Annotated in this window: 20 protein-coding genes; 10 read left to right on the top strand and 10 right to left on the bottom strand. The window is 66.8% G+C overall.

What is annotated here, in order from left to right:
- The first annotated feature begins 78 nt into the window (after positions 1-78).
- Positions 79-1,668, top strand: coding sequence for a beta-N-acetylhexosaminidase (locus J1902_RS06235; RefSeq protein ID WP_242701687.1), 1,590 nt, complete (start codon positions 79-81; stop codon positions 1,666-1,668).
- Positions 1,669-1,671: 3 nt separating this feature from the next.
- Positions 1,672-3,087, top strand: a complete 1,416-nt coding sequence (locus J1902_RS06240; protein ID WP_207615395.1) for a DUF4032 domain-containing protein — start codon at positions 1,672-1,674, stop codon at positions 3,085-3,087.
- Positions 3,088-3,143: 56 nt separating this feature from the next.
- Here J1902_RS06240 and J1902_RS06245 read toward each other — a convergent pair whose 3' ends face one another.
- Entirely contained in the window at positions 3,144-3,815 is a 672-nt protein-coding gene (locus J1902_RS06245) for a GntR family transcriptional regulator (RefSeq protein WP_242701688.1), read from the bottom strand.
- Positions 3,816-3,879: 64 nt separating this feature from the next.
- On the bottom strand, positions 3,880-5,346 hold the full coding sequence (locus J1902_RS06250; RefSeq protein WP_207615396.1) for a chlorohydrolase family protein: 1,467 nt from the start codon (positions 5,344-5,346) through the stop codon (positions 3,880-3,882).
- Positions 5,347-5,565: 219 nt separating this feature from the next.
- Between J1902_RS06250 and J1902_RS06255 the strand changes: the two genes are divergently transcribed.
- The 6 genes from J1902_RS06255 to J1902_RS06280 all read left to right on the top strand — a co-directional run bounded on the left by J1902_RS06255 (position 5,566) and on the right by J1902_RS06280 (position 12,723).
- A complete protein-coding gene (locus J1902_RS06255; RefSeq protein WP_207615411.1) occupies positions 5,566-6,546 on the top strand; it encodes an ABC transporter permease in 981 nt (326 codons plus the stop codon).
- A 43-nt stretch (positions 6,547-6,589) separates the two neighbouring features.
- A complete protein-coding gene (locus J1902_RS06260) occupies positions 6,590-8,317 on the top strand; it encodes an ABC transporter substrate-binding protein (RefSeq protein ID WP_207615397.1) in 1,728 nt (575 codons plus the stop codon).
- A 65-nt stretch (positions 8,318-8,382) separates the two neighbouring features.
- Entirely contained in the window at positions 8,383-9,384 is a 1,002-nt protein-coding gene (locus J1902_RS06265; protein WP_207615398.1) for an ABC transporter permease, read from the top strand.
- Positions 9,381-10,448, top strand: coding sequence for an ABC transporter ATP-binding protein (locus J1902_RS06270; RefSeq protein ID WP_207615399.1), 1,068 nt, complete (start codon positions 9,381-9,383; stop codon positions 10,446-10,448). Before J1902_RS06265 ends, J1902_RS06270 begins: the two co-directional genes overlap by 4 nt.
- A gap of 7 nt (positions 10,449-10,455) precedes the next feature.
- Positions 10,456-11,481, top strand: a complete 1,026-nt coding sequence (locus J1902_RS06275) for an ABC transporter ATP-binding protein (RefSeq protein WP_207615400.1) — start codon at positions 10,456-10,458, stop codon at positions 11,479-11,481.
- Positions 11,482-11,505: 24 nt separating this feature from the next.
- Positions 11,506-12,723: an amidohydrolase family protein gene (locus J1902_RS06280; RefSeq protein ID WP_207615401.1), complete on the top strand. Its 1,218-nt coding sequence runs from the start codon at positions 11,506-11,508 to the stop codon at positions 12,721-12,723.
- A 229-nt stretch (positions 12,724-12,952) separates the two neighbouring features.
- Here the strand turns inward: J1902_RS06280 and J1902_RS06285 are convergent, their stop codons facing one another.
- From J1902_RS06285 to J1902_RS06310, 6 genes are all read right to left on the bottom strand, one after another.
- Entirely contained in the window at positions 12,953-14,209 is a 1,257-nt protein-coding gene (locus tag J1902_RS06285; RefSeq protein ID WP_307794384.1) for an MFS transporter, read from the bottom strand.
- A gap of 133 nt (positions 14,210-14,342) precedes the next feature.
- A complete protein-coding gene (locus J1902_RS06290) occupies positions 14,343-15,776 on the bottom strand; it encodes an FAD-binding oxidoreductase (RefSeq protein ID WP_372434389.1) in 1,434 nt (477 codons plus the stop codon).
- Positions 15,777-15,863: 87 nt separating this feature from the next.
- Positions 15,864-17,777, bottom strand: coding sequence for a glycoside hydrolase family 13 protein (locus J1902_RS06295; RefSeq protein ID WP_207615403.1), 1,914 nt, complete (start codon positions 17,775-17,777; stop codon positions 15,864-15,866).
- A 2-nt stretch (positions 17,778-17,779) separates the two neighbouring features.
- Positions 17,780-18,721 (bottom strand): sugar ABC transporter permease, encoded by a 942-nt coding sequence (locus tag J1902_RS06300; protein WP_207615404.1) that lies wholly within the window; start codon positions 18,719-18,721, stop codon positions 17,780-17,782.
- Positions 18,722-20,392, bottom strand: a complete 1,671-nt coding sequence (locus J1902_RS06305) for an ABC transporter permease subunit (protein WP_207615405.1) — start codon at positions 20,390-20,392, stop codon at positions 18,722-18,724.
- Positions 20,393-20,496: 104 nt separating this feature from the next.
- Positions 20,497-21,795 (bottom strand): sugar ABC transporter substrate-binding protein, encoded by a 1,299-nt coding sequence (locus J1902_RS06310; protein ID WP_207615406.1) that lies wholly within the window; start codon positions 21,793-21,795, stop codon positions 20,497-20,499.
- Between the two features lie 212 nt (positions 21,796-22,007).
- On the opposite strand from J1902_RS06310, the gene J1902_RS06315 reads away from it, so the two are divergent.
- Together J1902_RS06315 and J1902_RS06320 are read left to right on the top strand one after the other, a co-directional pair.
- Complete coding sequence (locus tag J1902_RS06315) at positions 22,008-23,738, top strand: glycoside hydrolase family 13 protein (RefSeq protein ID WP_207615407.1); 1,731 nt, start codon at positions 22,008-22,010, stop codon at positions 23,736-23,738.
- 18 nt (positions 23,739-23,756) lie between these two features.
- A complete protein-coding gene (locus tag J1902_RS06320) occupies positions 23,757-24,809 on the top strand; it encodes a LacI family DNA-binding transcriptional regulator (protein ID WP_207615408.1) in 1,053 nt (350 codons plus the stop codon).
- Here J1902_RS06320 and J1902_RS06325 read toward each other — a convergent pair.
- Positions 24,806-25,327, bottom strand: a complete 522-nt coding sequence (locus J1902_RS06325; protein ID WP_242701689.1) for a GNAT family N-acetyltransferase — start codon at positions 25,325-25,327, stop codon at positions 24,806-24,808. The genes J1902_RS06320 and J1902_RS06325 overlap by 4 nt on opposite strands.
- On the bottom strand, positions 25,320-25,814 hold the full coding sequence (locus tag J1902_RS06330; protein WP_207615409.1) for an SRPBCC domain-containing protein: 495 nt from the start codon (positions 25,812-25,814) through the stop codon (positions 25,320-25,322). Before J1902_RS06330 ends, J1902_RS06325 begins: the two co-directional genes overlap by 8 nt.
- Positions 25,815-25,938 lie beyond the last annotated feature (124 nt).

A 25,938-nucleotide genomic window follows, 5' to 3' on the forward strand; every position in this document is an offset into this window, starting at 1 on the left:
CCCACCGCACTAACGACGGCGGCCCCTCCTGATTGGACGGGCCGCCGTCGCCGTTAACGACCCTCGTCAAAGGACCCAATGAACCTGGCGGAAAACCTGATCCCCCGGCCGCAGCACCTTGCCACCAGTGGCAGCGCGGCATTCACGCTTCACGCCTCGGCCCGCATCGCGGCCTCCGGCGGGGCACTGGCCTCCGCGGGCCAGCTCGCCGCGCTGCTGCGCCGCGCCACGGGCTACGCCCTGCCGCTCGTTGCCGAGGCCCTGCCCGGTGATCTTGTCCTGGAGTTTACGGACATGCCCGACGGCGGCCCTGAGGCCTATGCCGTGAGCGTCACCGCGGAGTCGGTCCGCCTTACGGCGACGGACCCCGCCGGCCTGTTCAACGCCGTCCAGACCCTCCGCCAGTTGTTCCCGGCAGCGGTTGAGGGCGCGGCTGAGGGCACGGGCGGGACCGAGCCTGCTTGGACGGTTCCCGCCGTCGAGATCGCCGACACTCCGCGGCTGCCCTACCGCGGCCTGATGCTGGACGTCGCACGCAGCTTCTTCACCGTCGCGGAGGTCAAGCAGCAGATCGACACGATGAGCCAGTTCAAGCTCAACGCCCTGCACCTGCACCTCACGGACGACCAGGCCTGGCGCATCGAGATCCATAATCCGGCGGAGAACCCATCCGGGCTGGACTATAGCCGGCTCACCAGTGTTGGCGGGCAGGGCGCCGTGGACCACCCCGGCGTCGGGCTCACCCCCGGCCACACCGGCTTCTACACGCAGCAGGACTTCCGGGAGATCGTGGACTATGCGGCCACCAGGAACGTGCTCATCGTCCCGGAGATCGACCTCCCCGGGCACGTCAATGCCGCCCTCGCTGCCCTCCCGCAGCTGAACCCGGACGGCCGGCCCCGGCCCATGAACACCAGCGGCGAGGTGGGTTATTCCACCCTGGACGCCGCCAACCCCCTCACCTATGAGTTCGTCCGCGAGGTCCTGGGCCAGCTCGCCGCCATCACCCCGGGCCCCTACCTGCACATCGGCGGCGACGAGGCCCTCGTGACGGGCCACGACAATTACGTTGCGATGGTGCGGGAGTTTGCCGCCATTGCCGCCGGCCTGGGCAAGACCGTGGTGGGTTGGAACGAATACGCCGACGTCGAGCTCCCGCAAGGCGCGGTGGTCCAGTACTGGCACGGCGAGCTCGCCCCCGCGGTGCGCCAGGCCGCGGAGAACGGGGCCCGGATCCTGATGTCCCCTGCCGCGAACACGTACCTGGACCAGAAATACGATTCCGCCAGCCCCATCGGCCTCGAATGGGTGGAAGGCGGCCCGTTCACCTGGGCCGAGTACTACGCCTGGGACCCCGCGCAGGGCGGCATCGGCGAGGAGCAGTTGCTCGGCGTCGAGGGCCCATTGTGGACCGAGACCGTGCGCGGCAACCGCCAGGCGGCCTGGCTGACGTACCCGCGGGCCATTTCCCTCGCCGAGGTCGGCTGGTCCCGGCAGGAGGACCGCGAACTGCAGGACTTCCGACGCCGGCTAGGAACCTTCGGCGAGCGCCTCGCCAGGCAGGGGGTCACGTTCCAGGAAGCGCCCGACGTCGACTGGTCCGCCGCGCCCGCACCCGCCTTTTCGGATGAACCCGTCCCCGCCGAGCCCCAAGTACGGAACAATTGAGCCATGAGCGAGCAAAACGGTGCCCAGTGGCATGACGAACCAACCGACTACGGGCAGATCGGCAAGCTCCCCCGCACCGAGGCCGCGAGCGCCAAGGACACAGCGCCTCCAGCGAGCGTCATCGGATCGCTGAACATCACGGCCGCGGCCACGGACCCGGAGCTGCTGGACCTCCCCTGGCACATTGCGCTGGAGGACTGGCCGTCAGAGTACCTGGCGGCACTGCCCCGCGGTATTTCCCGGCACATCGTGCGGTTCGCGCACCTGGGCGGCTCGGTGATCGCTGTCAAGGAGACCTCGGAGCATGTGGCCCGGCACGAATACCACATGCTGCGGAAGCTGGCCCGGCTGGACGTCCCCGGTGTGGAGCCCGTGGCAGTCATCACGGGCCGCGCCACCCCGGAGGGGAGGCCGCTCAACCCGGTGCTGGTCACGCGGCACTTGAAGTTCTCCATGCCGTACCGCGCGCTTTTCTCCCAGATGCTGCGCAAGGACACCTTGACCCGCCTGATCGACGCGCAGGCGCTGCTCCTGGTCCGGCTGCACCTGATCGGCTTCTACTGGGGCGACGTCTCGCTCTCCAACACGCTCTTCCGCCGCGATGCCGGGGCGTTCGCAGCGTACCTGGTTGATGCCGAGACGGGAGAGCTCTACCCGGACCTCTCCACGGGCCAGCGCGAATATGATCTGGAAATAGCCCGGGTCAACATCGCCGGTGAACTCATGGACCTGCTCGAGGGCGGGCTGATCGAGGACAAGGTTGATCCGGTTGCCACCAGCGAGCTCATCATGGACAGCTACCGCCGGCTCTGGGCGGAACTGACCGAGCAGGAATCCTTCGAGCTCGGCGAGCGCTGGCGCGTTGGCGCACGCATCCGGCGGCTCAATGAACTCGGTTTCGACGTCGAGGAATACGCCATCAAGACCACCGCAGGCGGTTCCACCATCCAACTGCAGCCCAAGGTGGTGGATGCGGGCCACCACCAGCGCCGCCTCCTCCGGCTCACCGGCCTGGACGCCCAGGAGAACCAGGCCCGCCGCCTGCTCAACGACATGGACTCGTTCCGGGCCGACAACAACCCGGACCTCGACGAGGAGATCAGCGCCCATGCCTGGGTCAGCCAGATCTTTGAGCCGATCGTACGGTCCATCCCGCGGCACCTGGCCGGGAAGCTGGAGCCGGCGGAGGTGGTGCACGAGGTCCTGGAGCACCGCTGGTACATGAGCCAGAAGCAGGACCGGCACATTCCGCTGGCGGAGGCCGTGCAGTCCTACCTCGACACCGTGCTGCAGCACCGCCGCGACGAGGCAGCCATCATGCTCAACCCGGACGCTGAGCTGCTCAAGATCCTTGAGGTTGAGGTGGAGGAATCCGGCCGCTATGACGAGGTGGAAGAGTACCCGGACGCGGACGACTGAGGTTCGTTGACCGATTCCCGACGGCGGCACTCACGCGAGTGCCGCCGTCGGGCGTTTTAAGGTTCGAGTGTTTCGGCGAGTCCGGCCAGCACGGGCTCGCGGCCCAGCTCGATGTGTGAGTAGGCCAGCGAATACGCCAGGTCCGGCCTGCCCTTGAGGATCGCATCGCAAAGGGCGGTGTGTTCGTCGCGCTGGAGCTCGTTGCTGCGGTTGTGGGCAAGGCCGAAGATCCAGCGCATGCGGCCAAAGAGCGGCTTCACGGATTCGATCAGCAGCCGGTTGCCGGACAAGCGGACGATCTCGGCATGGATCTCGGTGCTCAACCGCACGACGTCGTCCGTCCGGTTTTCGTCGATGGCGGTCCGGGAGTCGTCCAGCAGCTCCTGCAGGCGGCCGCCAGGGTGGCCCTCGCCGACCCGCGTGGCCGCCATTCTGGCGGCAAAGGCCTCGAGGCATAGCCTGACGTCGAAGAGCTCGTTGACGTCGGTGAGCGTGATTCGGCGGACCACCGCTCCCCTGCGCGGGAAGGTCTCCACAAAGCCGTCCTGCTCAAGCCGTTGGATGGCTTCGCGGACCGGGATCCTGGAGACGTCGTACATCTCGGACAGCTCACGTTCGCGCAGGCGCCCGCCCTGCTCGAAGGTTCCCGTCACGATCCCTTCGAGCACCAGCTGGTAGACGTGCTCGGCCCGGGCCTCGTCGTCACGGCCCTTTGCTGGCTCCGGCATCGGCTCTGCCACTGTTCCACTCCCATTCGTGCCAAGGCCGGCGGCGTCCCATGGACGCCGCCGGTCAGCGTTCCAACCGAGCATACACGGGAGGAAAGAGCTCATCGACGGGCCGGTTCCTGGCGTCCCGCGTGGTGTAGGCGCGGCGCATCTTGTCGAAGAGTTCCTGTGCCTTCCCGCGCCAGTAGTCCAGATCCACTCCCTCGATCAAGCCGTCGGCCATGATGGTTTGCCCCGCCACCACGGAGAGCACGGCCTGGCGCGCGGTGCCGTTGAGGACCAGGGTGCGCAGCGGGTCATCGTGCACGCCGTCGCGGATGTCCCCCAAGGAGAATGCCACCATGTCGGCCTGGGCTCCGGGCTCAAGCCGTCCCAGGTCGGGGCGCCTCAGAGCCTGCGCACCGCCGAGGGTGGCGGCGTCGAAGTATCCGGCGACGTCACCGGCGTCGTTGGTTCCGGCCAGTATCTTCGCCAGCTGCACGCCGGCATCGATGCCGCGGATCAGGTCCGGCGGGAACGAGTCAGTACCCAAGGAGATGTTGATGCCTGCTGCTTTGTAGGCGTTGAAGGAGTCCAGGACGCTGCCATAGCGCATGGACGTGAGGGGGCAGTGGATGATGCTGGCTCGGCTGCCTGCCAGCCTGGCCAAGTCGCCACGGTCCTCGCCGTGCACGGCAGGATTCCTGTCCGTGTAGGTGGCGTGCGGGATCAGGAGGCGCTCGTTGAGCAGGCCCACTTGGTCCAGTAGTTCGAGAGGTGTGACGCCATGCCATTCCAGGATGAGTTCGCGTTCCACGAGTCCCTGGAGGGAGTGCAGGCGCACCAAGACGTCCCGCTCCTCGGATGCTGCCGCCGTCGCTTTGAGCAGTTCGATGCCCAGCGTTTCGATGCGGCACGGGAGAAGGACACCGTTGACCAGGGGATCGGCGAGTTCTGTCGCGTGGTCAATGAAGCGCAAGGCGTCGGCAAGCCCCTGGCGGCCGCGGTCGTCGTCGAACATTACGGAGCGTTCGCCGGTCTCCAACACGACGTTCACACCGGAGCGGTAGGCGGGGCCCAGGTAAGCCCGCAAACCGAGCTTCCGGCTGGTGGCGGCCATGCCCACCAGTTCCTCGAAGGGCTCGGCCCATTCGGAGTGCACCTCGGACGCGATGGGCATGTAGGTGGTGATGCCGTGCAGGACCAGTTGGATGAGGGCGTATTCGCGGATCTGCTGGCGTTCTTCCGCGGTGAAGACGTCGTCGCGGTGGTGGCGAAAGTAGTCCTCGGACCATTGGTGCCCCTTGGCCTGCTCGGGTCCGGCCCAGCTGTCCAGGATGAGGTGGTCGATGTCCGTGAGGGCGTCGAGGTCGATCAGGCCAGGCATCAGCAGGGCATCTCCGAGGTGACGTTCCTCGTCCACCGGACCTGTGTAGTCATGTCCGACGTACTCAATGATGTCGCCGCTGTAGACCACGCAGGCCTCTTCCAGCAGCACGTGCTCTCCCTTGTTGAAGCCCAGCACGTAGCGGGCGGTGACCTTGGTGGGCACGGCGGCTCCTCTTTCCTTGTTAAGGCTCGCATCGAAAAGCTATCTGGTATTCCAAACAGTACATTATTTGTGATTTACATCGCATCAATCGTGCCCTAATCTATTTTGGTATACAAGAACTCACGGAGCCAGCTCCCCTGGATCATGAAACGAGCAGAACCGTTGACCCAGCTACAGTCCGTCGAACCGAACACCGGCAGCTCGCCGCCTTCTCCGGCAATGACGCCGGAACGCAAGGCAGCCGCCCCTGCCGAGGCGCGCTCATTGCTCGCTACAGCCTGGTTGAGGATCCGGCGCAGCAAGATCGCGCTCCTTAGCTTGTGCGTCGTGGTGGCCATCATGCTGTTCGCCATCCTGGCCCCCGTGCTCAGTGCGATGTCCGGCAACGATCCCTTCACGTCCAACACCAGCCCGGAAGTACTGGACGACTTCCAGACACCTGGGCTGCCGCTCCCCGGCTATATGTACCCCTCGGCCCAGCACTGGCTCGGCGTCGAACCCGGCCTGGGCCGCGACCTGTTCGCCCGGCTCGCCCACGGCGGCCAGATCTCGCTGACCATCGCCCTGCTATCAACCCTTGTTTCCGTGGTGCTGGGCACGGTCCTGGGAGCGGCGGCCGGCTACTTCGGCGGCAAGACGGACGCCATCATCAGCCGCATCATGGACCTGTTCCTCGCGTTCCCGCACCTGCTCCTGGTGCTGTCCCTGACGCCCATCCTTCAGTCACGGCTCCGTGACACGCCGCTGGGCGAAGGCAGCTTCCTGCCCATGGCCTCGCTGGTGATCATTCTTGGCTTCTTCGGCTGGGCGTACCTCGCACGGATCGTCCGCGGCCAGGTGCTGAGCCTCCGCGAACGCGAATTCGTGGAAGCCGCCCGGTCCTTTGGGGCCTCGCACATGAGCGTCCTGTTCCGCCAAATCATCCCCAACGTCATGGGAGTGGTGCTGGTCTACGCCACCATGCTGATCCCCACGAACATCTCCGCCGAGGCTGCGCTGTCCTTCCTGGGCGTCGGCGTCAAGGACCCCACACCGTCGTGGGGCCAGATGCTGAACGCCGCGCAGTCCGGCAACTGGTACCTGAGCGATCCCTGGTTCCTTGCCGTACCCGGCGTGATGCTCATCATCACCGTCCTGGCGTTCAACCTTCTGGGCGACGCGGTCCGGGACGCCCTGGACCCCAAGGCTTCCCGCCACTAAATCCCCATCATTACCGTTTCACCCACCCCTCACGAGGAGCAACATGAAAACCCCCACAAGAGCACTGGCGCTTTCTGTGCTGATCGCCATGGCGGCCACCGGCTGCGGCGCCGCCGGGCAGGCCCCGGCAGGCAATGCCAAGCCCGCCGAGTCCGTCACCGAGCTCGCACCCAATGTGGTCAAGTCCGGTTTCACGGCCAAGGGCGGCAACATCAACGTCCTGATGTCCTCCGATTTCCAGACCCTTGACCCCGGCAACAGCAACTACGTCCAGACGGCCAATGTCGGCCAGCTGTACTACCGCACGCTGACCATGGCCAAGGAAACCGCCGGCCAGCCGCCCACCGTCGTCCCCGACCTCGCCACGGACACCGGCAAGGTTTCCGCGGACGGCCTCAGCTGGACCTTCACGCTCAAGGAAGGCGTGAAGTTCGAGGACGGCAGCCCCATCACTTCGGCTGACATCAAGTACGGCATTGAGCGCACCTTCGCCCAGGATGTCTACACCCAAGCGCCGCAGGAATTGAATGCAGCGCTCGACGCCGGTGGGTACAAGGGGCCGTACAAGGATCCTGCCGCCGTGCTCAAGGCAGTCGAAACCCCCGATGAGCGCACGGTGGTCTTCCACCTGAAGAAGCCCTTCGCGGAATTCCCGGCCCTGGCCTCCCGATCCAACACTGCTCCGGTCCCCCGGGCCAAGGACACCAAGCTGGACTACACCAACCACCCGGTTTCCTCCGGACCCTACATGGTGGAGTCGTACAACCGCGGCAAGTCCCTCAAGCTCGTGCGCAACCCGCACTGGGACCCCGCCACGGACTCCAACCGTTTGGCACTTCCGGACACGTTTAGCTTCTCGCTCTCCACCTCGCAGGCCACCATCAGCCAGCAGCTGCTGGCCAACTCGGACCCCAACGCCATCACGCTCGATTCCAACGGCGCCCTGCAGACCTCGGACTCGGCCAAACTCGCCGATGCCCAGGTCAAGGACCGCGTGGCCTCGGGGCTGCTGGGCTGCAACGACGTCCTGAGCTTAAACACGCAGAAGATCACGGACCCGGATGTCCGCAAGGCCATCGCCCTGGCCTTGGACCGCCAGTCCATCCTGGTGCAGTACGGCGGACGCCGCTTCGGCGAGATCACGCAGAGCCCGCTCAACGCCAAGATGCGCGGCTACGTGGCCACAGAGCTGGAACTGGATCCCAGCGGCAAGCCCAAGTTGGAGGAAGCCAAGAAGCTCCTCGAAGGAAAGAGCTACCCCAAGACCCTCACGTACGGCTACGCCAACAACCGCGATGCGTACAAGAACACCGGCACCGTGGTGCAGCAGAACTTGAAGGCCCTCGGCATCGAGATTGAACTCGTGCCGATCCCGGCCCCGAACTACTACTCGATCATGGCCAGCGAGCAGCTGCCGGACATCGGCCGCTCGGGCTGGTGCGGCGGCGCAGACCCCGCCTCGGTCCGCACGTCTGCCGACCCCATCCTCGGCCCGAACAACGACGGTACCAGCTACGGCTTCTCCAACACCTCGCGCTACTTCGATCCCCAGGTCTCCAAGGCCATGTTTGAGCTGCGGAACACCGCCGGCACCTCGGAGGAACTGGGCAAGAAGTGGTCGGAGGCCTTCGGTGAAGCCCTGAAGAGCTACCCGATCGTTCCGCTGATCCGCAGCCACACCAACAGCGTGGTCGGTTCCAACATCCGCAACGCCCAGGTGGGCTACTTCTTCGGCGGCATCGACCTCTCGATCGTCGGCGTCGAGCACTAAACAGGCTTCGTCCAGAAGGAGAAGCGGGCCGCCCGACAACCACCGGGCGGCCCGCAACCAGCACAATGATCACATTCATTCTTCGCCGGGCAGGTTCGTTGATCCTGCTGCTCGCAGCGGTCAGTTTCATCACCTTCACCCTGTTCCAGCTCGGCCCCTCGGACCCTGCCGCGGCCGCCTGCGGACAAGAATGCACGCCTGAACGCGTTGCCGAGGCCCGGGTGGCCCTCGGCATGGACCAGCCTTTCCTGATCCAGTACGCCGACTACATGCGCGGCTTGTTCTCCCCGCGCATGATCGGCGCCCCGGGCGCCCAGTCCATCTGCGAATGGCCGTGCCTGGGCAAGTCCTTCCAGACCAACGAAAACGTGGCCGACATCATCGGCCGTTCCCTCCCCTACACGCTGTCCATGGCCGTCGGCGCGCTGGTCCTCTGGACCGTTTCCGGCGTCGGCCTGGGGCTGCTCGCTGCTTTGCGCAAGGGCTCCGCCGCGGACAAAGTCATCGTCGGCGCGGCCTCGGTGGGCGTCTCGCTCCCCATCCCCGTCACCGGCCTGTTCCTGCTGCTGCTGTTCGTCAACCAGCTGCACCTGCTGCCCTTCACCACCAACGAGATCAACAGCCCCTTCGGTCCGCACGGACCCTGGGCGTGGGTGACCAACTACCTGCTGCCGTGGATCGCCCTGGCCGTGCTCTTCAGCGCCTCCTACATCCGTGTCACGCGCGCCAACATGATCGAGACCTTCGGCGAGGACTTCATCCGCACCGCTCGGGCCAAGGGGCTTGCGCCGCGCACCGTGACCTTCAAGCACGGCGTCCGGGCCGGCATCACGCCCGTGGTCACCATGCTCGGGATGGACATCGGCCTGCTGCTGGGCGGGGCTGTCCTCACGGAACAGATCTTCTCCGTGCCCGGTCTGGGCTTCACCGCCGTGCACGCAGCCATCTCCGGCGACCTGCCCGTGACCATGGCCATCACCATGCTGGCCGCCTTCTTCGTCATCGTGGCGAACGTCGTGGTCGACCTCGCCTATGCCGCCATTGACCCCCGAGTGAGGCTCCAATGACCCAGATCCAGCACAGCCCCCAGACGGCTGCGGCCGTCTCCGGAAACCGCGCCGGCGCCCAGTCCGGCGCCTTCCTCGAGGTCCGCAACCTCACCGTGAAGTTCCCCACGGACGACGGCGTGGTCTCGGCCGTGAACGGCATGGACTTCGCCCTGGACCGCGGCGAAACCCTCGGCATCGTGGGCGAATCCGGGTCCGGCAAGTCCGTCACCAGCCAGGCCCTCATGGGCCTGCTCAAGGGCACCTCTGCGCAGGTCACCGGCCAGGCCCTGTTCCAAGGCAAGGACCTCGTGACACTGCCCGAGTCCGGCATGCGCCAACTGCGTGGCCGCAACATCGGGATGATCTTCCAGGACCCGCTCTCGGCCCTGCATCCCTTCTACACCGTGGGCCACCAGATCGCCGAGGCGTACCTGGTCCACAACAAGGCGACAAAGAAGCAGGCCCGGGCGGCCGCCGTCGACATGCTGGGCAGGGTAGGCATTCCCAGTCCCGAGCAGCGCTTTGACGAGTACCCGCACCACTTCTCCGGCGGCATGCGCCAGCGTGCCATGATCGCGATGGCCCTGATCTGCGAACCTGAGCTCCTCATCGCCGACGAGCCAACCACGGCGCTGGACGTCACCGTGCAGGCCCAGATCCTGGACCTCATGTCCGAACTCCAGGAGGAAACCAACTCGGCGCTCATCCTCATCACGCACGACCTCGGCGTCGTGGCCGAGGTCTGCGACTCCGTGCTGGTCATGTATGGCGGGCAATGCGTCGAATCCGGCCCGGTGGACGAGATCTTCTACGACACCCGGCACCCGTACACCCTGGGCCTGCTCAACTCGATGCCCACGCTGAACAGCCCCTCAAGCCGGCTGAACCCCATACCCGGCCAGCCGCCGTCGCTCCTTGACCTGCCCAAGGGCTGCATCTTCAGCGCCCGCTGCGAATACGCCGAGCTGGCCGGGGACGGCATCTGCGCCAGCCAGCGGCCCGAGCTGCGGGTCGAGGACGGCCACGGCAAACGCTGCCATCTCAGCGGCCCCCAGATCATCACCATCCGGACTTCGCGTTAGGACCGCCATGGAAAACCAGGCAATTCTCCAGGTGGAGAACCTCCAGAAGCATTTCCCCATCAAGAGCGGCCTGTTCGCCGCCGGCCGGGCCGGCAAAACGGTCAAAGCGGTCGACGGCGTCTCGTTCAGTCTGGCGCGCGGCCAGACGTTGGGGCTCGTGGGTGAGTCGGGCTGCGGAAAGTCGACCACCGGCCGCATGGTGGCCCGGCTCATGGACCCCACGGGCGGGCGGATCGTCGTCGACGGCGTCGACATCAGCCAACTGCGAGGCCGGGACCTGTACAACTTCCGGCGCAAGGTCCAGATGATCTTCCAGGACCCATTCGCCTCGCTCAACCCACGGCAGACGGTGGGCACGGCCATCGCGGCGCCCATGGTGGCACAGAAGATCAACCCGCCGGGCGGGCTGAAGAACCGGGTCAAGGAGCTGCTGGACCAGGTGGGACTCAAGCCGGAGCACTACAACCGCTTCCCGCATGAGTTCTCCGGCGGCCAGCGGCAGCGCGTGGGCATTGCCCGGGCCATCTCACTGGATCCCTCCGTGATCGTGTGCGATGAGCCCGTCTCCGCCCTGGACGTGTCCGTGCAGGCTCAGGTGGTCAATCTGCTCCAGGAAATCCAAAGCGACACTGGGGTCTCCTACATCTTCATTGCCCACGACCTCTCCGTGGTCCGGCACATCTCGCACGAAGTCGCGGTGATGTATCTGGGCAAGATCGTGGAGCAGGGTCCGCGGGACGAGCTGTTCCGCAACCCCCTCCACCCGTACACCAAGGCGCTGCTCTCCGCCGTGCCGCTGCCGGATCCGCGGGCCGCCCGCGAGCAAGTGAAGATCAGGCTCCGCGGTGACCTTCCCTCCCCGGCCAACCCGCCCAGCGGCTGCGTGTTCCGGACCCGCTGCCCCCTGATCGGCACCCTGCCGCAGGAGCAGCAGCAGCGCTGCATCGACCACATCCCCACGCCCGCCAGCCTCGGCGCGCCTGCCTGCCACCACGCAGGACTGGCCGCCGTGGCCATGGCGGGTGTGAAATAGACCCACTACCAAAGGAGCAACACAGTGAACACCCTGATCCGCGCCGTCCGCCCGTGGGGGCAAGCACTCAGCGACGTGAGTGTCGCTGCGGGCAAGATCACCGGCGTCGCGCCCCACGACGCCGCGCGCACTGTTCCGGCCGGCATGACCGTCGTCGAGGGCCGCGGCCGCCTGTTGGTGCCGTCTTTCTCGGACGTCCACGTACACCTGGATTCCACCCGGATCGGCCTGCCCTTCCGTGAACACACCGGTGGTCCGGGCGTGTGGACCATGATGATGAACGACCGCCGGAACTGGCGCAACGCCGAGGTCCCCCTGCAGGAACGCGTCAACAACACCCTGGGCCGGATGATCGCGCGCGGCACCACGCGCGTCCGCTCGTATGCCCAGGTTGATGTGGACTGCCGCCTGGAGCGTTTCGAGGCTGTGGCCACCGCCAAGGAGCAGTTCAAGGGCCGGGCCGACGTCGAGATCATCGCCTTCCCGCAGGCCGGCCTGCTCCTCGAAGAAGGTACGGTTGAGCTCATGGAGGAGGCCCTGAAGGCCGGCGCCAACGTCATGGGCGGCATCGATCCCTGCAGCCTGGACCGGGACCCGGCAAAGCACCTGGACATCGTCTTCGGTCTGGCCGAGAAGTACCAGGTCCCCATTGACATCCACCTCCACGAACCCGGCGAACTCGGTGTTTTCAGCACGGACTTGGTGCTTGAGCGCACCCGTGCGCTGGGCATGCAGGGCAAGGTCACCATGTCCCATGCTTACCAGCTGGGCAGCGTCAACGAGGCCACCACCCGCAGGCTCATCGAGGAATTCGCCGAGCTGGACGTCTCGCTCGCGTCGGTGGCTCCGGCCGCGGCGGGCCAGCTGCCCATCCCGCTCCTCTCCGAGGCCGGCGTGCGCCTGGGCCTGGGCGAGGACGGCCAGCGCGATTACTGGTCCCCCTACGGCAACACGGACATGCTGGACCGCACCTGGCAGCTCGCCTTCACCCACGGCTTCCGCAAGGACGAGCTCATCGAGCACTGCCTGGCGATCGCGACCATCGGCGGCGCCAGCATCCTTGACCCAGGCGCCACACGCCTGAAGGGCACGGCCCACCGCCCCGGCGTCGAGGCCGGCGATCCGGCTGAACTGCTGCTGCTCGACGGCGAAACCGTCGCCTCCGCGGTCATGGACCGAGGCAAGGACCGCACCGTAATCCACCGCGGCAAGGTGGTGGCGGACGGGCTCGAACTCGTCTAGCCCACGCCGAACAGGAAAGTGGCCGGTCCCTCCGCTTGGATTCCAAACGGAGGGACCGGCCTTTCTGGTGTTTGCTTCAATGTCCAGGGCGGATTGCTGCCAGCTCCGGGCAAAATCCTGGCCTTGTTCGCATATCCCGCCCTTGAACGCGAGGATTCGCGAACAAGGGCGGGATTCCCCGGGCCCTGCCCGCCTTGCGCCCGCCAGTCCCCGGCGCCAGTGCCCCGCGTCAGCGCCCGACGGCGGCCGGTTCCGCGGGGCGGTCCGCGGCGGTTTCGCCGACGGACACCACCGGCCCTCTGACAGCCGCGAAGCCCGCCACGGCAACGAGGAGCGCCACGCCCGCCAGCACCAGGAAGCTGAGCGTCCAGCCGCCTGTCCAGCCGTGCAGCACCCCGGCAAGCAGCGGCCCCAGCGAGGCCGCGGCAAAGCCCAGCCCCTGGCTCATGGCGGAGAGCCGCCCTGCGGTGCGCGGCCCCGCCGAGCGGATCACGATCAACGCCATGCCCAGGCCGAACGGGGCGCTCTGGACAAAGCCCAGCACGCCTATCAGCGCGAACTGCATCCCCGCCGGGGCGGCCAGCACGCCCAGCAACGCACCCGCTATGAGGAGACCCAGTCCGGGGGCCATGATCCTCAGGATCCTGGGTTTGCCGGCAAGAACGGGGGCCAGGAGGCTGGCGGGCAGGCCGGCAAGGCTGAACCAGGCCAGCAGGGCCGCGGCCTCTGCGGGCGGCAGGCCCTTGGATTCCAGGAAGACCGCCAGCCAGGAGGTGATGGCAAAGTAGAGCATGGCCTGCAGCCCGAAGAAGGCCGCAACGGCCCATGCCGTGCGCTGCTTCCGCAGCGGTGCGGCCGTCGTCGTCGATGCCCGTGTGTCGGCCGCTGGCCCTGCTCCGCGTCCCGCGGCACCGCGCACCAGCAGCGCCCCCAACACCGCGGGGACTGCCCAGACCGCCAGCGCCCCGGCCAGGCTGCCGCCCAAGGCAGACTGCAGGGGCTGGACGAGGCCCGCCCCCAGGGCCGCGCCGAGGCCGAACCCCATGGTGCACAGGCCCGTCCACCATCCGGTGCCCCGGCGCTCCTTGACGATCTGGGGCAGTAGCACGCTGGCCGTCATGATGGCGGCTCCGGCCAGGAAGGTCCCGGGGAACAGGAAGCCGGGAACCAGTGCGCGGGCTGCCAGCGCTGCGGCAAGCACCAGGAGCGCGACCGCGACGGCCCTGCCGGAACCTAGCCTGCGGGCCAGCCACGGGCCCACGGGGGCGGATATCCCGAAGGCCAGCACAGGCAGGGCACCCAGCACCGGCAGCAGCCGGGATTCCACCGCGAAGGTCGCTTCCAGCTGCCCCATGGCGCCCGCGATGGTAGTGATCGCCGGGCGGAGGTTGATGGATACGAGGGCCAGGGCAAGCAGCACCCAGACCGCCGTCGATCGTTTGCTGCTGCCGGGCAGGCCTCTGCCGCCTTGGTGCTCGTCGCGCACGAATGGTCTCCTCATCGCCTCACTTGGTATACCAAATAAGACTAGGAGGAGAATCCATCAAAGTAAATGCGCCGAAATTCGCAGATGGATTGTGACGCGACGAAGCGTGCCGCAATTTTGGAATACCAGAAGGCTAGATGGCCTTGCCTGGGTTCAGGATGCCCGCGGGGTCGAAGAGGTTCTTGATCCGGCGTTGCAGTTCCCGGACGGGTTCGGGCTGTTCCAGGCCCAGCCAACGGAGCTTGTACTGTCCCACACCATGCTCACCGGTGATGGTGCCGCCCATGTCCAGGCCTACCCTGATGGATTCGTCCAGGGCAGCGTTGAGCCGGGCCAGGGCTGCCGCGTCGGTCTGCTCGTCCACGCGGTCCATCCAGAACGTCGGGTGCAGGTTGCCGTCGCCGGCGTGGGCCACCACCTTGAGCCCCACCCGGTACCGGGAGGCCATGGCTTCGAGCTCCGCCACGAAATCAACAAGCCGTGAACGCGGCACAGCGATGTCCTCGCCCACGCGGAATTCGTCGTCCACCTCGGCGCCGCGGCTGCTGCGGCGCAGCTCCACGAGCTGCTCGGCTTCCTCGCTGGCCTCGGTGGTCACCACGGCGCCCCCGGCGGCCAGGACCCGGCGCACCACCTCGGCCTCGGCGGCGGCTCCGAAGCCGTCCGTCTGAACAAGGAGCAGGGACCTCCCGCGCCGCTGCAGCTCCGAGCCGTTCATCTCGTCCAGCTGCTTCAGGGTGCCGTTGTCCAGCAGCTCCATGATGGCCGGCTGGACCCGGGCCTTGCCCACGGCCAGCACGCCGGCGGCGGCGCTGCGGAAGTCCGGGTAGAAGGCGGCCACAGTGTGGACCTCATGGGGAAGGTACTTGAGCCGTACGGTCACGCCAACCACGATCCCCAGGGTCCCCTCCGAGCCCACCAGCAGCGCCGTGAGGTCATAGCCGGCCACGCCCTTGAAGGTCTGGTGGCCGGTGTGCAGCAGCGAGCCGTCGGCCATGACCACATCCAGTGCCAGCACCGAGTCGCGCGTCACGCCGTACTTGGCGCACCGCAGCCCGCCGGCATTCGTGGCCACGTTGCCGCCGATCGTGGAGATCTTGAAACTCGCCGGGTCCGGCGCGTACATCAGGCCGTGTTCGGCGGCAGCGGCGTTCAGCTCGGCGTTGATGACGCCGGGCTCGACGACGGCGGTCTCGTCGTCCGGGTTGAGGTCCAGGATGCGGTTCATGCGTTCCAGGCTGAGCACGATGCAGCCCTTGCTCGCATGCGCGCCGCCGGAGACGCCCGTGCCTGCGCCGCGCGCCACAATGGGGATTCCGTACGCGGCGCAGCTGCGGACAACGTGCTGGACGTTCTCAACGGATTCGGCCCACACCACGGCCAGCGGCAGGTGCCGGTCCACGATGGGGCCCTGGTCTATCGAGTAGCTGCTTCGGGTGGCCTCGTCGAGGGCAAGCTGTGCATGGGAGAGCCGGGAAGAAAGGCGCTCCAGGAATGCCTCGTTGCCGGCTCCACTGCCTGCGGTGTTTTCCTCGGTATTGCCGGCCACGGCCGTGTAGTCAGACAAGATGGTTCCTTTGCACGTGGGCACCGCGGACACGCCAAACCGGCAGTCTTCGCAGTGTTTTCAGTGCTCCCAGTCTAGATCTTGCGCTCAGTCCAGATCGTGCCCAGTCCGGATCGTGGGGAACGCGGTTCCCGGGAGAGTCCACACACCCGCTGCGGATCCTTCCGTGGACAGCAGCACCCCGCCTGGTGCCAGCTCTGCGGTGAGCTCTCCGGTGACAAAGTCCGGCGCGCCGCGGAGGGCCTCGAGCTGCGGCCCGGAAAGCACCGTGCCGTCCAGCACAGCCTGGGCGCCGCTCCGGGCTACCGCCACCAGCACGGAGGACTCGGTGGTTTCCCGGATGAAGACGAGGACGTCGCCTTCGGCGTGGATCCAGCGGAGTCCGCCCTCCGTCAGGGCAGGCTCCTCGCGCCGGAGCCGGGAAAGAGCCGAATAGCCGGCCCGGAGGTCCTTGACCACGCGCGCTGGCTCCTCCCTCTGTGCTTGCCCGGACGCCGTCTCCGGTCCAGTCCAGGGCATCGGGGTCCGGGAATCCTCGCCGTTGAAGCCTTCGAAGCCGAATTCATCGCCGGCAAACACCACCGGGACACCCGGCAGGGTGAACATGAGCACGGCCCCCAACTCCTGGCCGCCGTCGATCATCACGGTGGCTGCCCGCGCGGTGTCATGCGTGTTGAGGGCGTTCATGTTTTGATTTCGCACATCCCAGCTAAATCCGGAGGCGAGGTCCAGGTGGGTCGCCAGGAAATCGTCCGCGTCGATCCGGTTGGGTCCGGCGAGTGGCGTGCCGAAGAAGTTCACGTGCGGGGCGTCCTTGGCGAGCCAGGACCACAGCGGGCGGGTGAAGTTGGAGTACGTCATGGCGCCCTGCCAGTGTTCGCCGCTGAAGTCCGGCGCGGCGTCGGAGGTCGATTCCGCCAGGAGGGCGGCGTCCGGGTTGATCTCGCGCACCCGCCCGGCGATGAGCCGCGCGACGTCGTGGTTAAGGTCAACTGAGCCCAGGCGCCCCGTCATGTTGCCGACGTCGATCCGCCAGCCGTCCAGGTTGAACGGCGGCTTCAGCCAGCGGGCCACCACCGAATCGTCGTCCAGCACAAAGCGGCGCCGGAGCGCATCCGAGGACCATTTGAGCTTCGGCAGCGAGGGCACACCCCACCACGATTCATAGTCCGAATGGTCCGGGCTGAAGTAGTAGTAGCCGGCTTCCTCGGAACGGGGGTCGGCGAGCGCCTTCACGAACCATTCATGGGCGTCGCCGGAATGGTTGGCGGTCAGGTCCCCCATGACCCGGATGCCCCGGGCATGCGCTGCTTCCACCAGGTCCACCAAGGCTTGGTCCCCGCCCAGGAGGGGGTCCACGGCGTCGAAGGTCGACGCGTCGTAGCGGTGGTTGGATCGTGCGGGGAAGAACGGCGTCAGGTAGATGACGTCCACGCCGAGGTCCTGGATATGGTCCAACTTCTCCATGATTCCGGGGAGGTCGCCGCCGTAGAACTGGACGGGCGTTTCGGGTCCCGCACCCACCACGGGTGTATCCCAGCCGCAGCCGATGGCCCAGTCCGGCGTCGGGTGGCCGTCCGCCTGCGTGGAGCGGGCGAAGCGGTCCGGGAAGATCTGGTACATCGTGGCGCGGTGCAGCCAGTCCGGTGCCGGGGCAAAGCTGGTGAGTCGGAAGTCGGCCGAGTCGGCGACGTCGCGGCTGAACAGGCCCTTCGCGTTGAGGCTCCAGTAGCGGCCTCCGGCCTCCAGCAGGAAGCGGTACCGGGCCACCGGATTGGCCGCCAGTATCCCAGCCTCCCACCATTCCCAGCCGTCGGCCTCGCCCAGGCTCAGCGCGGCGTCGTAGCGGGGCTCTCCGTCCTGGACGGACCGGATCCAGACACGCGACGCCGTCCCCCAGCTGCGCGGGATGCGGATCCTGAGGCGGACGGTCCCGCCGAGCGTGACGGAGTCCGGGGCATGGAGTGCGGAGCCGTCGTGGTGGGGAAGGACGATGGGCATGATCAGCCTTTCACGGAGCCGGCGGTGAGTCCGCTGACGATGTACTTCTGCAGGAAGAGGAACAGTGCCATGACCGGGATGGAGGCGATGACGGCGCCTGCCGCAAAGACGCCCCAGTTCTCGGAGCGCTGCTGGGCCACATAGGAGTAGAGCCCGACGGCGAGTGTCTGGCTGTCCGGGTCTGTCAGCACAACGCTGGCAATGACGAATTCGCTGGAGATGCCAATGAAGGCCAGGAGCCCCACCACGGCCAGGATCGGGGTCACCAGGCGCAGGATGATGCCGAAGAAGATCTGCACATGGCTGGCGCCGTCGATCTTGGCGGCTTCGTCCAGGGACTGCGGCACCGTGTTGAAGAAGCCGTACATGAGGTAGGTGTTCACGCCCAGCGCGCCGCCCAGGTACACCATGATGAGGCCGAGCTGGCTGCCCAGCCCCAGGGCCGGGATGACCTGCGAGATGCCGCTGAGCAGCAGGAAGATCGCGACGACGGCCAGCAGCTGCGGGAACATCTGCAGCAGGAGCAGGGACAAGAGTCCGATCCTGCGGCCCTTGAAACGCATGCGCGAGAAGGCGTAGGCGGCCATGGCGCCGAGGAAGACCGTGGCCGCGGAGGTCACCACACCCACCACCAGGGTGTTCACGAACCAGCGGCCGAAGGGGCGGCTGGGGTCGTTGAAGAGGGCGATGAAGTTGCCGGGGTCGATCCTGGTGAACAGTCCGTTGGAGCCCACCAGGGTGCCGCTTGAGTCCAGCGCGGCGGACAACACATACAAGAGCGGAAACACCGCGAAGATCGTGGTGACGATGCCGACCGCGTGCCGCCAGCCTTTGTCCTTAAACCAGGCGCCAAACGGACGCCGCTTGGGGGCGAGCGGTGCGGGACCGCCGTCGACCGCTGTGTCTTTGCTGGTCGGGAGGGTGAATACCTGTGCCTCGCTCATTTAGTTCACGTCCTCGAGTGCCTTGGTCTGCTTGAAGCTGATGGCCGAAATGGTGGCCACGATGATGAAGATGATGATGGCGAGCGCGCTGGCCAGGCCGTAGTCGCGCCCGGTGCCCTGGCCGAAGGCCACCTTGTAGACGAGCGTGATCAGGATGTCGGTCGCTCCGATGTCACGGTCGGTGTCCGCGAAGCGCGGCCCGCCGCCGGTCAGCATGTAGATGACGTTGAAATTGTTGAAGTTGAACGCGAAGGAGGAAATCAGCAGGGGCGCCACGGACACCAGGAGGAGCGGCAGCTTGATCGAGCGGAAAACGCGCCAGGCCGAGGCCCCATCCATGCGGGCCGCTTCGTCCAGCTCGGTGGGCAGGGACTGCAGTGCCCCCGTGCAGACCAGGAACATGTAGGGGAATCCGAGCCAGAGGTTTACCACCAGCACGCTGATCTTGGCCAGGAACGGGTCCGTGAGCCACCCGATGTTGGCCCCGCCCAGCAGCGTTTGGTTGAGCCAGCCGAACTCCGGGTTAAGGATGCCGGACCACACCAGACCGGAGAGGAAGGCCGGGAAGGCATACGGCAGGATCATCAGGATCCGGTACACCTTCTTGCCGCGCAGGTCCTCGCGGTTGAACGTTGTTGCCAGGAACAGGCCCAGCACGAACGTCAGGGCCACGGAGGCCACGGAGAACGTGAAGGTCCAGATGATCACACCGAGCAGCGGTCCGCGGAGGCTGGGATCGGTGAAGGCCCGGGCGAAGTTGTCCATGCCGACGTCGATCTTCCACCCGGTGGAGAGCGTCTGGCCGTTGTCGTCGGCGAAGGCGCCCTTGCCGTTGTCCCGGTAGACCGCACCCGTTTCGGTGTCCGTGAACGTGTCGGTGGCGGCGTCAAAGCTGAGCGCGGGCTTGAACTGGTAGGCCGAGCTGCCGTCCGCGGTACGCAGGGTCCCGTCGGCCGGATTGTCCGAGACGGGAACGGTGATCTTCAGGATCTCCTGCTGGCTCGCCACGATTTCCTGGAAAGCCAGGGTTTCATAGCCAGGCAGGGAGTTGGCCTTGCCCGTGGAGTCCTTGCCGGCACCAGGAGCATCTGCCAGCGGTTCGCCGTTGCTGCCCAACTGCACCTTGCCGGACGGATCCGTGAACAGCAGATAGAAGCTGTTGTCCTTGGTGAGCACGGACGCCTTATAGGCGGGAGAATCCGGAACGCGCTTCTGGGCAGTTAGCTGGATGGCCGCGATGGCGTCATCCTTGGTGCTGTTGTGCCCGTCTCCGTAGTTGGTGAACGCGATGTAGCCGCTGAAGAACACCACCAGGACCTGGAATACGAGCAGGAACAGCACGCCCGGTGCCAGATACTTGGCCGGGAGTCCGCCCTTGCGCAGGTAGATCCAGTTGATCGCCAGGACCACCAGGGAAGACACCGCCAGGGCGGCCCAGGACTGGCTCAGGAAGAGCATCATCAACACGTACACGGCCAGGGCATCCACGAGGCCCAGCAGGACGATCTTGACGATGATGCCCTTGAGGGAGTCGGGTCCGAAGCGGCGATTGCCGCGGCCCGCGCGTCCCGCGCTGAGGCCGGCGCTGCTTCCGCCGGTATTGCCTCGGCCCGGCGAGGACGCCAGCGCGGCGGTGTCTGGTGCTTCGTGGAGGAGATCTGTCTTTGGCATGGCTGTTTTCGATCCTTGGAGAAGAGCGGATTGCGGCTGGCACGGGCCGGGCGGTGGTGTGCCGCCCGGCCCGGGGCAGGCCGGTGGAGTCACCGGGTGCGGCGTCAGCCGCCGATCTTGGCCTTGATGCTGGCGGCCATCTTGGTCCAGGCCTCGGCGGGATCGGCCTGGCCCTTGATGATGGCCAGCTCGGTGGCGCCCCAGTCGGCCCAGACCGCACTCATTTCGGGGATGGCCGGCATGGGCACGCCCGTGGCGCCGATCTTGCCGAAGGCCGCAACGACGGGATCGCTGGCGGCCTTCTCGAAGGAGGCCTTGAGGGCCGGCGGGCGGCCGCCTGCCTTGTACATGGAGTCCTGGGCCGCTTCCGAGGTCAGGTAGTTGGTCACGAACTCGTTGGTGGCCAAGGCATTGGCGCTCTTGGCGCTGATGAAGAAGCCGTTGACGCCGATGAACGGCTGGGCTGCCGAGCCTCCGGCGGCCGGGAGCTCATCCACGGCGAACTTGATGCCCTTCTTCTGCACATCCGGCACGTTCCACGGACCGGTCAGGAAGTACGGGGATTCGCCGGCCAGGAACTTCTCCTTGGCGATATCGCCCGTGATGTTGGAGTTGATGATCTTCTCGCCGGCGTCGCCCCAGGCGGCCAGCTTCTTGGCGAACTCGACGCCGGCAGCATCACCGATCAGGAGCTGCTTGGCGTCGTAGCCGCCGTCGGCGTTCTTGCCGAAGACCTGCGAGCCCAGGGAGGACTGCAGCGGGTACAGGTGGTAGGGGTCGCCCTGCTTGGGGTCCATGCCCACCAGGAACGGGAAGGTGGACTTGCCCTCGGCCACGGCCTTCTTGCCGTTGGCCACCACGTCTTCGAAGGTGGAAGCCTTGGCGTCCACGATGGCCGTGTTGCGCAGAAGTGCGATGTTCTCGACCGCGTACGGGACACCGTAGACGGCGCCGTTGTAGCTCATGGCCTTGATCGAGGAGTCCTGGAAGCCTGCTGCCTTGTCTCCGAGTTCGACGGGAGCGATCACGCCGTTCTGGACGAACTTTCCGATCCAGTCGTGCGGTCCAACGATCAGGTCCGGGCCCTTGCCGGTGGGGACCTGGGTGATGAAGTCGTCGCGGACAGCCGCGAAGTCCTTGACCACGAGCTTGACCTCGATGCCGGTGTCCGTCTTGAACTTTTCGGTGATGTCCTTCAACGCCGGGGAGCGTTCCGCATCCACCCACATGGTGATGGTGCCGGCACCGGCGGCCTTGAGGTCGGGCTTGGCGGCGGCCGAGCCCGGGGCACTGGAGGCGCTGCCGCCACAGGCGCTCAGGGCCAGGGCCGCGACCACGGAGATGGCGCCGGTGGCGAAGACGCGGCGGCTTGTTTGGGTCGCGAGGGTGTTGTGCACCTTCATTGGTGTCCCTTTCCTAATTCTGCTTCCACGGGAGGGCCTCACGGGACCCTGTGGCATCGTCGGTGATGTGGCTCACAACTGTAAGCGCTTCCAAAAGTACATGTCAACCGTCCGCTTGGGAAACCCGTAATGTGTCGTATGTGGATAAACCGCAGGAGAAAGCAGGCTGGAAACGCTTTCAGTTTTCCAGTTTTGTCTCTTAGGATGTCCCTATGTCCGTTGACTCCTTGCTCTCCCCCGCGGCTCCGGCCCTCGGCACACTGACGCCCATCCATGACGCTTCCACGGCGCATGGATGGTGGCGTTCCGCCGTCATCTACCAGATCTACCCTCGGTCCTTCCGGGACCTCAACGGCGATGGCATCGGTGACCTGGCGGGCATCACCGCAGAGCTGCACCAGCTCGCCGGGCTGGGCGTCGACGCCGTGTGGTTGTCGCCGTTCTACCGCTCGCCGCAGCGGGACGCCGGCTATGACGTCAGCGACTACTGTGACGTCGATCCCTTGTTCGGCAGCCTCACGGACTTCGATGCCCTGATCGCCGAGGCCAACCGTCTCCAGTTGCGCATCATCGTGGACCTCGTCCCCAACCACTGCTCGGATCAGCACGTGGCCTTCCAAGCTGCCCTGTCGGCACCGGCCGGCAGCCCGGAACGGGACATGTTCATCTTCCGCGACGGCCAGGGACCCGACGGCACCGAGCCTCCCAACAACTGGCAGTCACACTTCGGCGGCCCCGCTTGGACGCGCATCACCGAGCCGGACGGCCAGCCCGGCCAGTGGTACCTGCACCTCTTCGATTCCTCGCAGCCGGACTTCAACTGGGACAACCCTGCCGTGCACGCCGAATTCGAGCGTGTCCTGCGCTTCTGGCTGGACCGCGGCATCTCCGGGTTCCGGGTGGACGTGGCCCACGCACTGGTCAAGGCCGCCGGCCTGCCCGACTGGGGCGGGCGCGCCGACGGCAACAGCACCGACGACTTCCCGGGCCATGAGGCTCCCATGTTCGGCCAGCCCGCCCTGCACGACATCTACCGCCGCTGGCGCTCCATCCTGGAAGAGTACGGTCCGGACCGCATCCTGTGCGCCGAGGCCAACGTGGATCCGCTCCCCCGGCTGGCCCAGTGGGTCCGGCCCGATGAAATGCACCAGGCCTTCAACTTCCCGTTCCTGCACGCCGGACTGGAGCTGGACCGGCTCCGCGGCGTCATTTCCGATTCCCTCACCGCGCTCGACGCCGTCGGGGCCCCCAGCACCTGGGTGCTCTCCAACCACGACGTCGTCCGGCATGCCTCGCGCTTCGGTTACAACGGGCCGGGGCCGCGCGACGGCGACGGGATCGGCCCCAGCGATCCCCAACCGGACGGGCAGCTCGGACGACGACGGGCTGCCGCGGCCACCATGTTCATGCTGGGCCTCCCCGGCGGCGCCTATCTGTACCAGGGCGAGGAACTCGGCCTCCCGGACGCCACCCAAATCCCAGGCAGCCTCCGCCAGGACCCCACCTTCGCCCGCACCGGCGGCGCCCGGATCGGCCGTGACGGCTGCCGCGTCCCGCTCCCCTGGCGCTCCGCCGAGCTCCACGCCGGCTTCGGCAACGGCCTGGATCCCTGGCTGCCGCTCCCCGAGTCATGGGGCACACTGGCGAGGGACAAGCAACAGGCGGATCCGGCGTCGCACCTTAACCTCTACCGGGAGATGCTCGCCCGGCGCGGCACGCTCCGGCTTGGCCAGGGATCGCTGGCGTGGGTCGAGGAGTACTGCGGCGAGGCCTCGCTTGCGTACCTCAACGGCAACACCCTGGTGGTCATGAACCTTGGCGCGGAGCCCTTGCCGCTGCCGCACGGCGAGGTCCTGCTGCGCAGTTCAGTCCAGCACAGTTCAGCGGCGGAGGGCGCCGATCCACTAGGCTCGGGAGAGACCATTTGGCTCAAGGCCAGCTAATTTCAGCGAGGAGCGGCGATGACCGGCATCAAGGATGTGGCCGAGCGCGCAGGGCTCTCCGTTGCCACCGTTTCCCGTGCCCTCAGCGGCAAGGGCAACGTCTCCGCCGCCAGCCGTGAACGTGCCCGGGCCGCCGCTGCCGAGCTGGGATTCGTGCTGTCCTACCATGCCTCGAGCCTGGCATCGGGCCGCACGCACAACGTCGGGCTCGTGGTGCCCTCGGTCCACCGCTGGTTCTACTCGGCGGTGATCGAGGGCGCCTCGGCCGCGCTGCTCGAGGCCGGCTACGACCTCACGCTCTACAACATCGGCGAGAACCCGCAGCACCGGCACAGCGTCTTCAACGACTTCCTGCTCCGCAAAAGGGTGGACGCCGTCATCGCCGTCTCCCTGGAACTCAGCGAGGATGAAATCCGGCAGCTCCTTGCCGTGCACCGGCCCATCGTCGGCATCGGCGGCCCCTTGCCCGGCGCCGCCACCATCAGGATCGATGACTTCGCCATCGCCCAGAAGGCCACCAACCACCTCATCGGGCTCGGGCACAGCAAGATCGCGCACATGACCGGCGACGAAGCCTATGAACAGGACTTCAAGCTGCCCGGCACCCGCCGCGGCGGTTTTGAAAAAGCAATGAACGACGCCGGCTGTCCGGTCCGTCCCGAATGGCTCGTCTCCGCGGACTTCACCATCGAGGGCGCGTACGCGACGGCCCGGCAGCTGCTGGCCAGCGCCGCTGAGCGGCCCACGGCCGTGTTCGCGGCGTCCGATGAAATGGCCATTGGCACCATCCTCGCCGCGCGCGACTTCGGCCTGCGCGTCCCGGATGACCTCTCAGTCATCGGCATCGACGGGCACGATCTTGGCAAGGTATTCGGACTGACCACCATCGACCAGGACGCCAAGGGCCAGGGCGCCCTTGCTGTCCGCACCCTCCTGGGCGCCATCAACAACGGCGCCATCAACAACGGACCGGTCCTGGAACCGGACGACACCAGGCACCCCACCACGCTCGTGGTCCGGTCCAGTACCGCTGTGCCTGGCGACCGCCGTTCCGGGGGACCGCATGGCTAGGACAAGCGCCGCTCCATGACCAGCTCGGACCGTGAATTGTCCTGCGGATACGGCCGGCTGGCACCCGTGGTGCAGAAGCCGTGGCGCTGGTAGAACCGCAGGGCCCGGGCGTTGTCTTCATGGACCCCAAGTTCAATGATCCCGGCCCCCAGCTCCGTCTCTGCGACGGCGCACGATTCCAGCAACAGCTGGTCGGCCAGTCCCAGGCCGCGGTGCTCGGGGGCAACATAGACGCTGCTCAACATCACTTGCTTGGGCTTTCCCAGATCCTGGGGATGCTTCACGACCACGCGCATGAGGGCGCTGATCCTGCTGCCGTCCTCGCCGCCGTCGGCCACCAGGGTGATGCTCGAGTCCTCCGCCATCGCGGAGGCCCGTTCCTGCCATTGGGTGTCCGTCTGCCGCCTGGCCGCGGCCAGGCTCTCGATGTACGCCATGGGGGTGTCAGCGATCATCTCAAGCCGGACATCGCGCAGCAGCCGCCAATCGGAACGCGCCAGCCGGCGGATCCTAGGCATCGGCACCGCCCATGAACCTGGCGAAGCGTTCCAGGACGCCGGGCCAGCCTTCCGCGTACGAGGCACGCGTGGCCGCGGGATCCTCGGCACCTTCCCAGCCGTCGTGGATCAACTTCACTTCAGTTCCGCCATCCACAGCGCGGAAGGCCACCCGAAGCTCCGTCGACCAGAGGGCAGTGCTGGCCGGGTACCAACTGGCGTGGAAGGACAGGGGAGGCTGCCAGTCGTCGATGGTGCCCCACACCGAGGTACGGCCGTCCTCGGCGGTCTCCAGGATCAGGTTCTCCTCGAACTCCACGTGCGAGCCTGCACCGTAGACGCTGTGTTCCTCCAGCGGCCACCACAGATGGGGGTGGTCCGTGAAGCCCATGAACGCGTGGGACACCGTGGAGGGCACGACGGTGGTGAATACCAGCGGCTCCAACTCGTTGCCGGCCTCCTGGGATGGCTCGGAATCCGGTTCGGCGTGGCTGAAGAGACTGTTCATGAACACCAACTTTACCGGCATCGCAGGCCGGGGATGGGTGACTGTTCAGGCGTTAAATGGCGGAAGCCCCGGCCGTGGCGGCGCGGGGCTTCCGTGCTGAATGTGTGTCCGGCGGTGTCCTACT

The organism is Arthrobacter cavernae, from assembly GCF_017368795.1.
Classification (GTDB): domain Bacteria; phylum Actinomycetota; class Actinomycetes; order Actinomycetales; family Micrococcaceae; genus Arthrobacter; species Arthrobacter cavernae.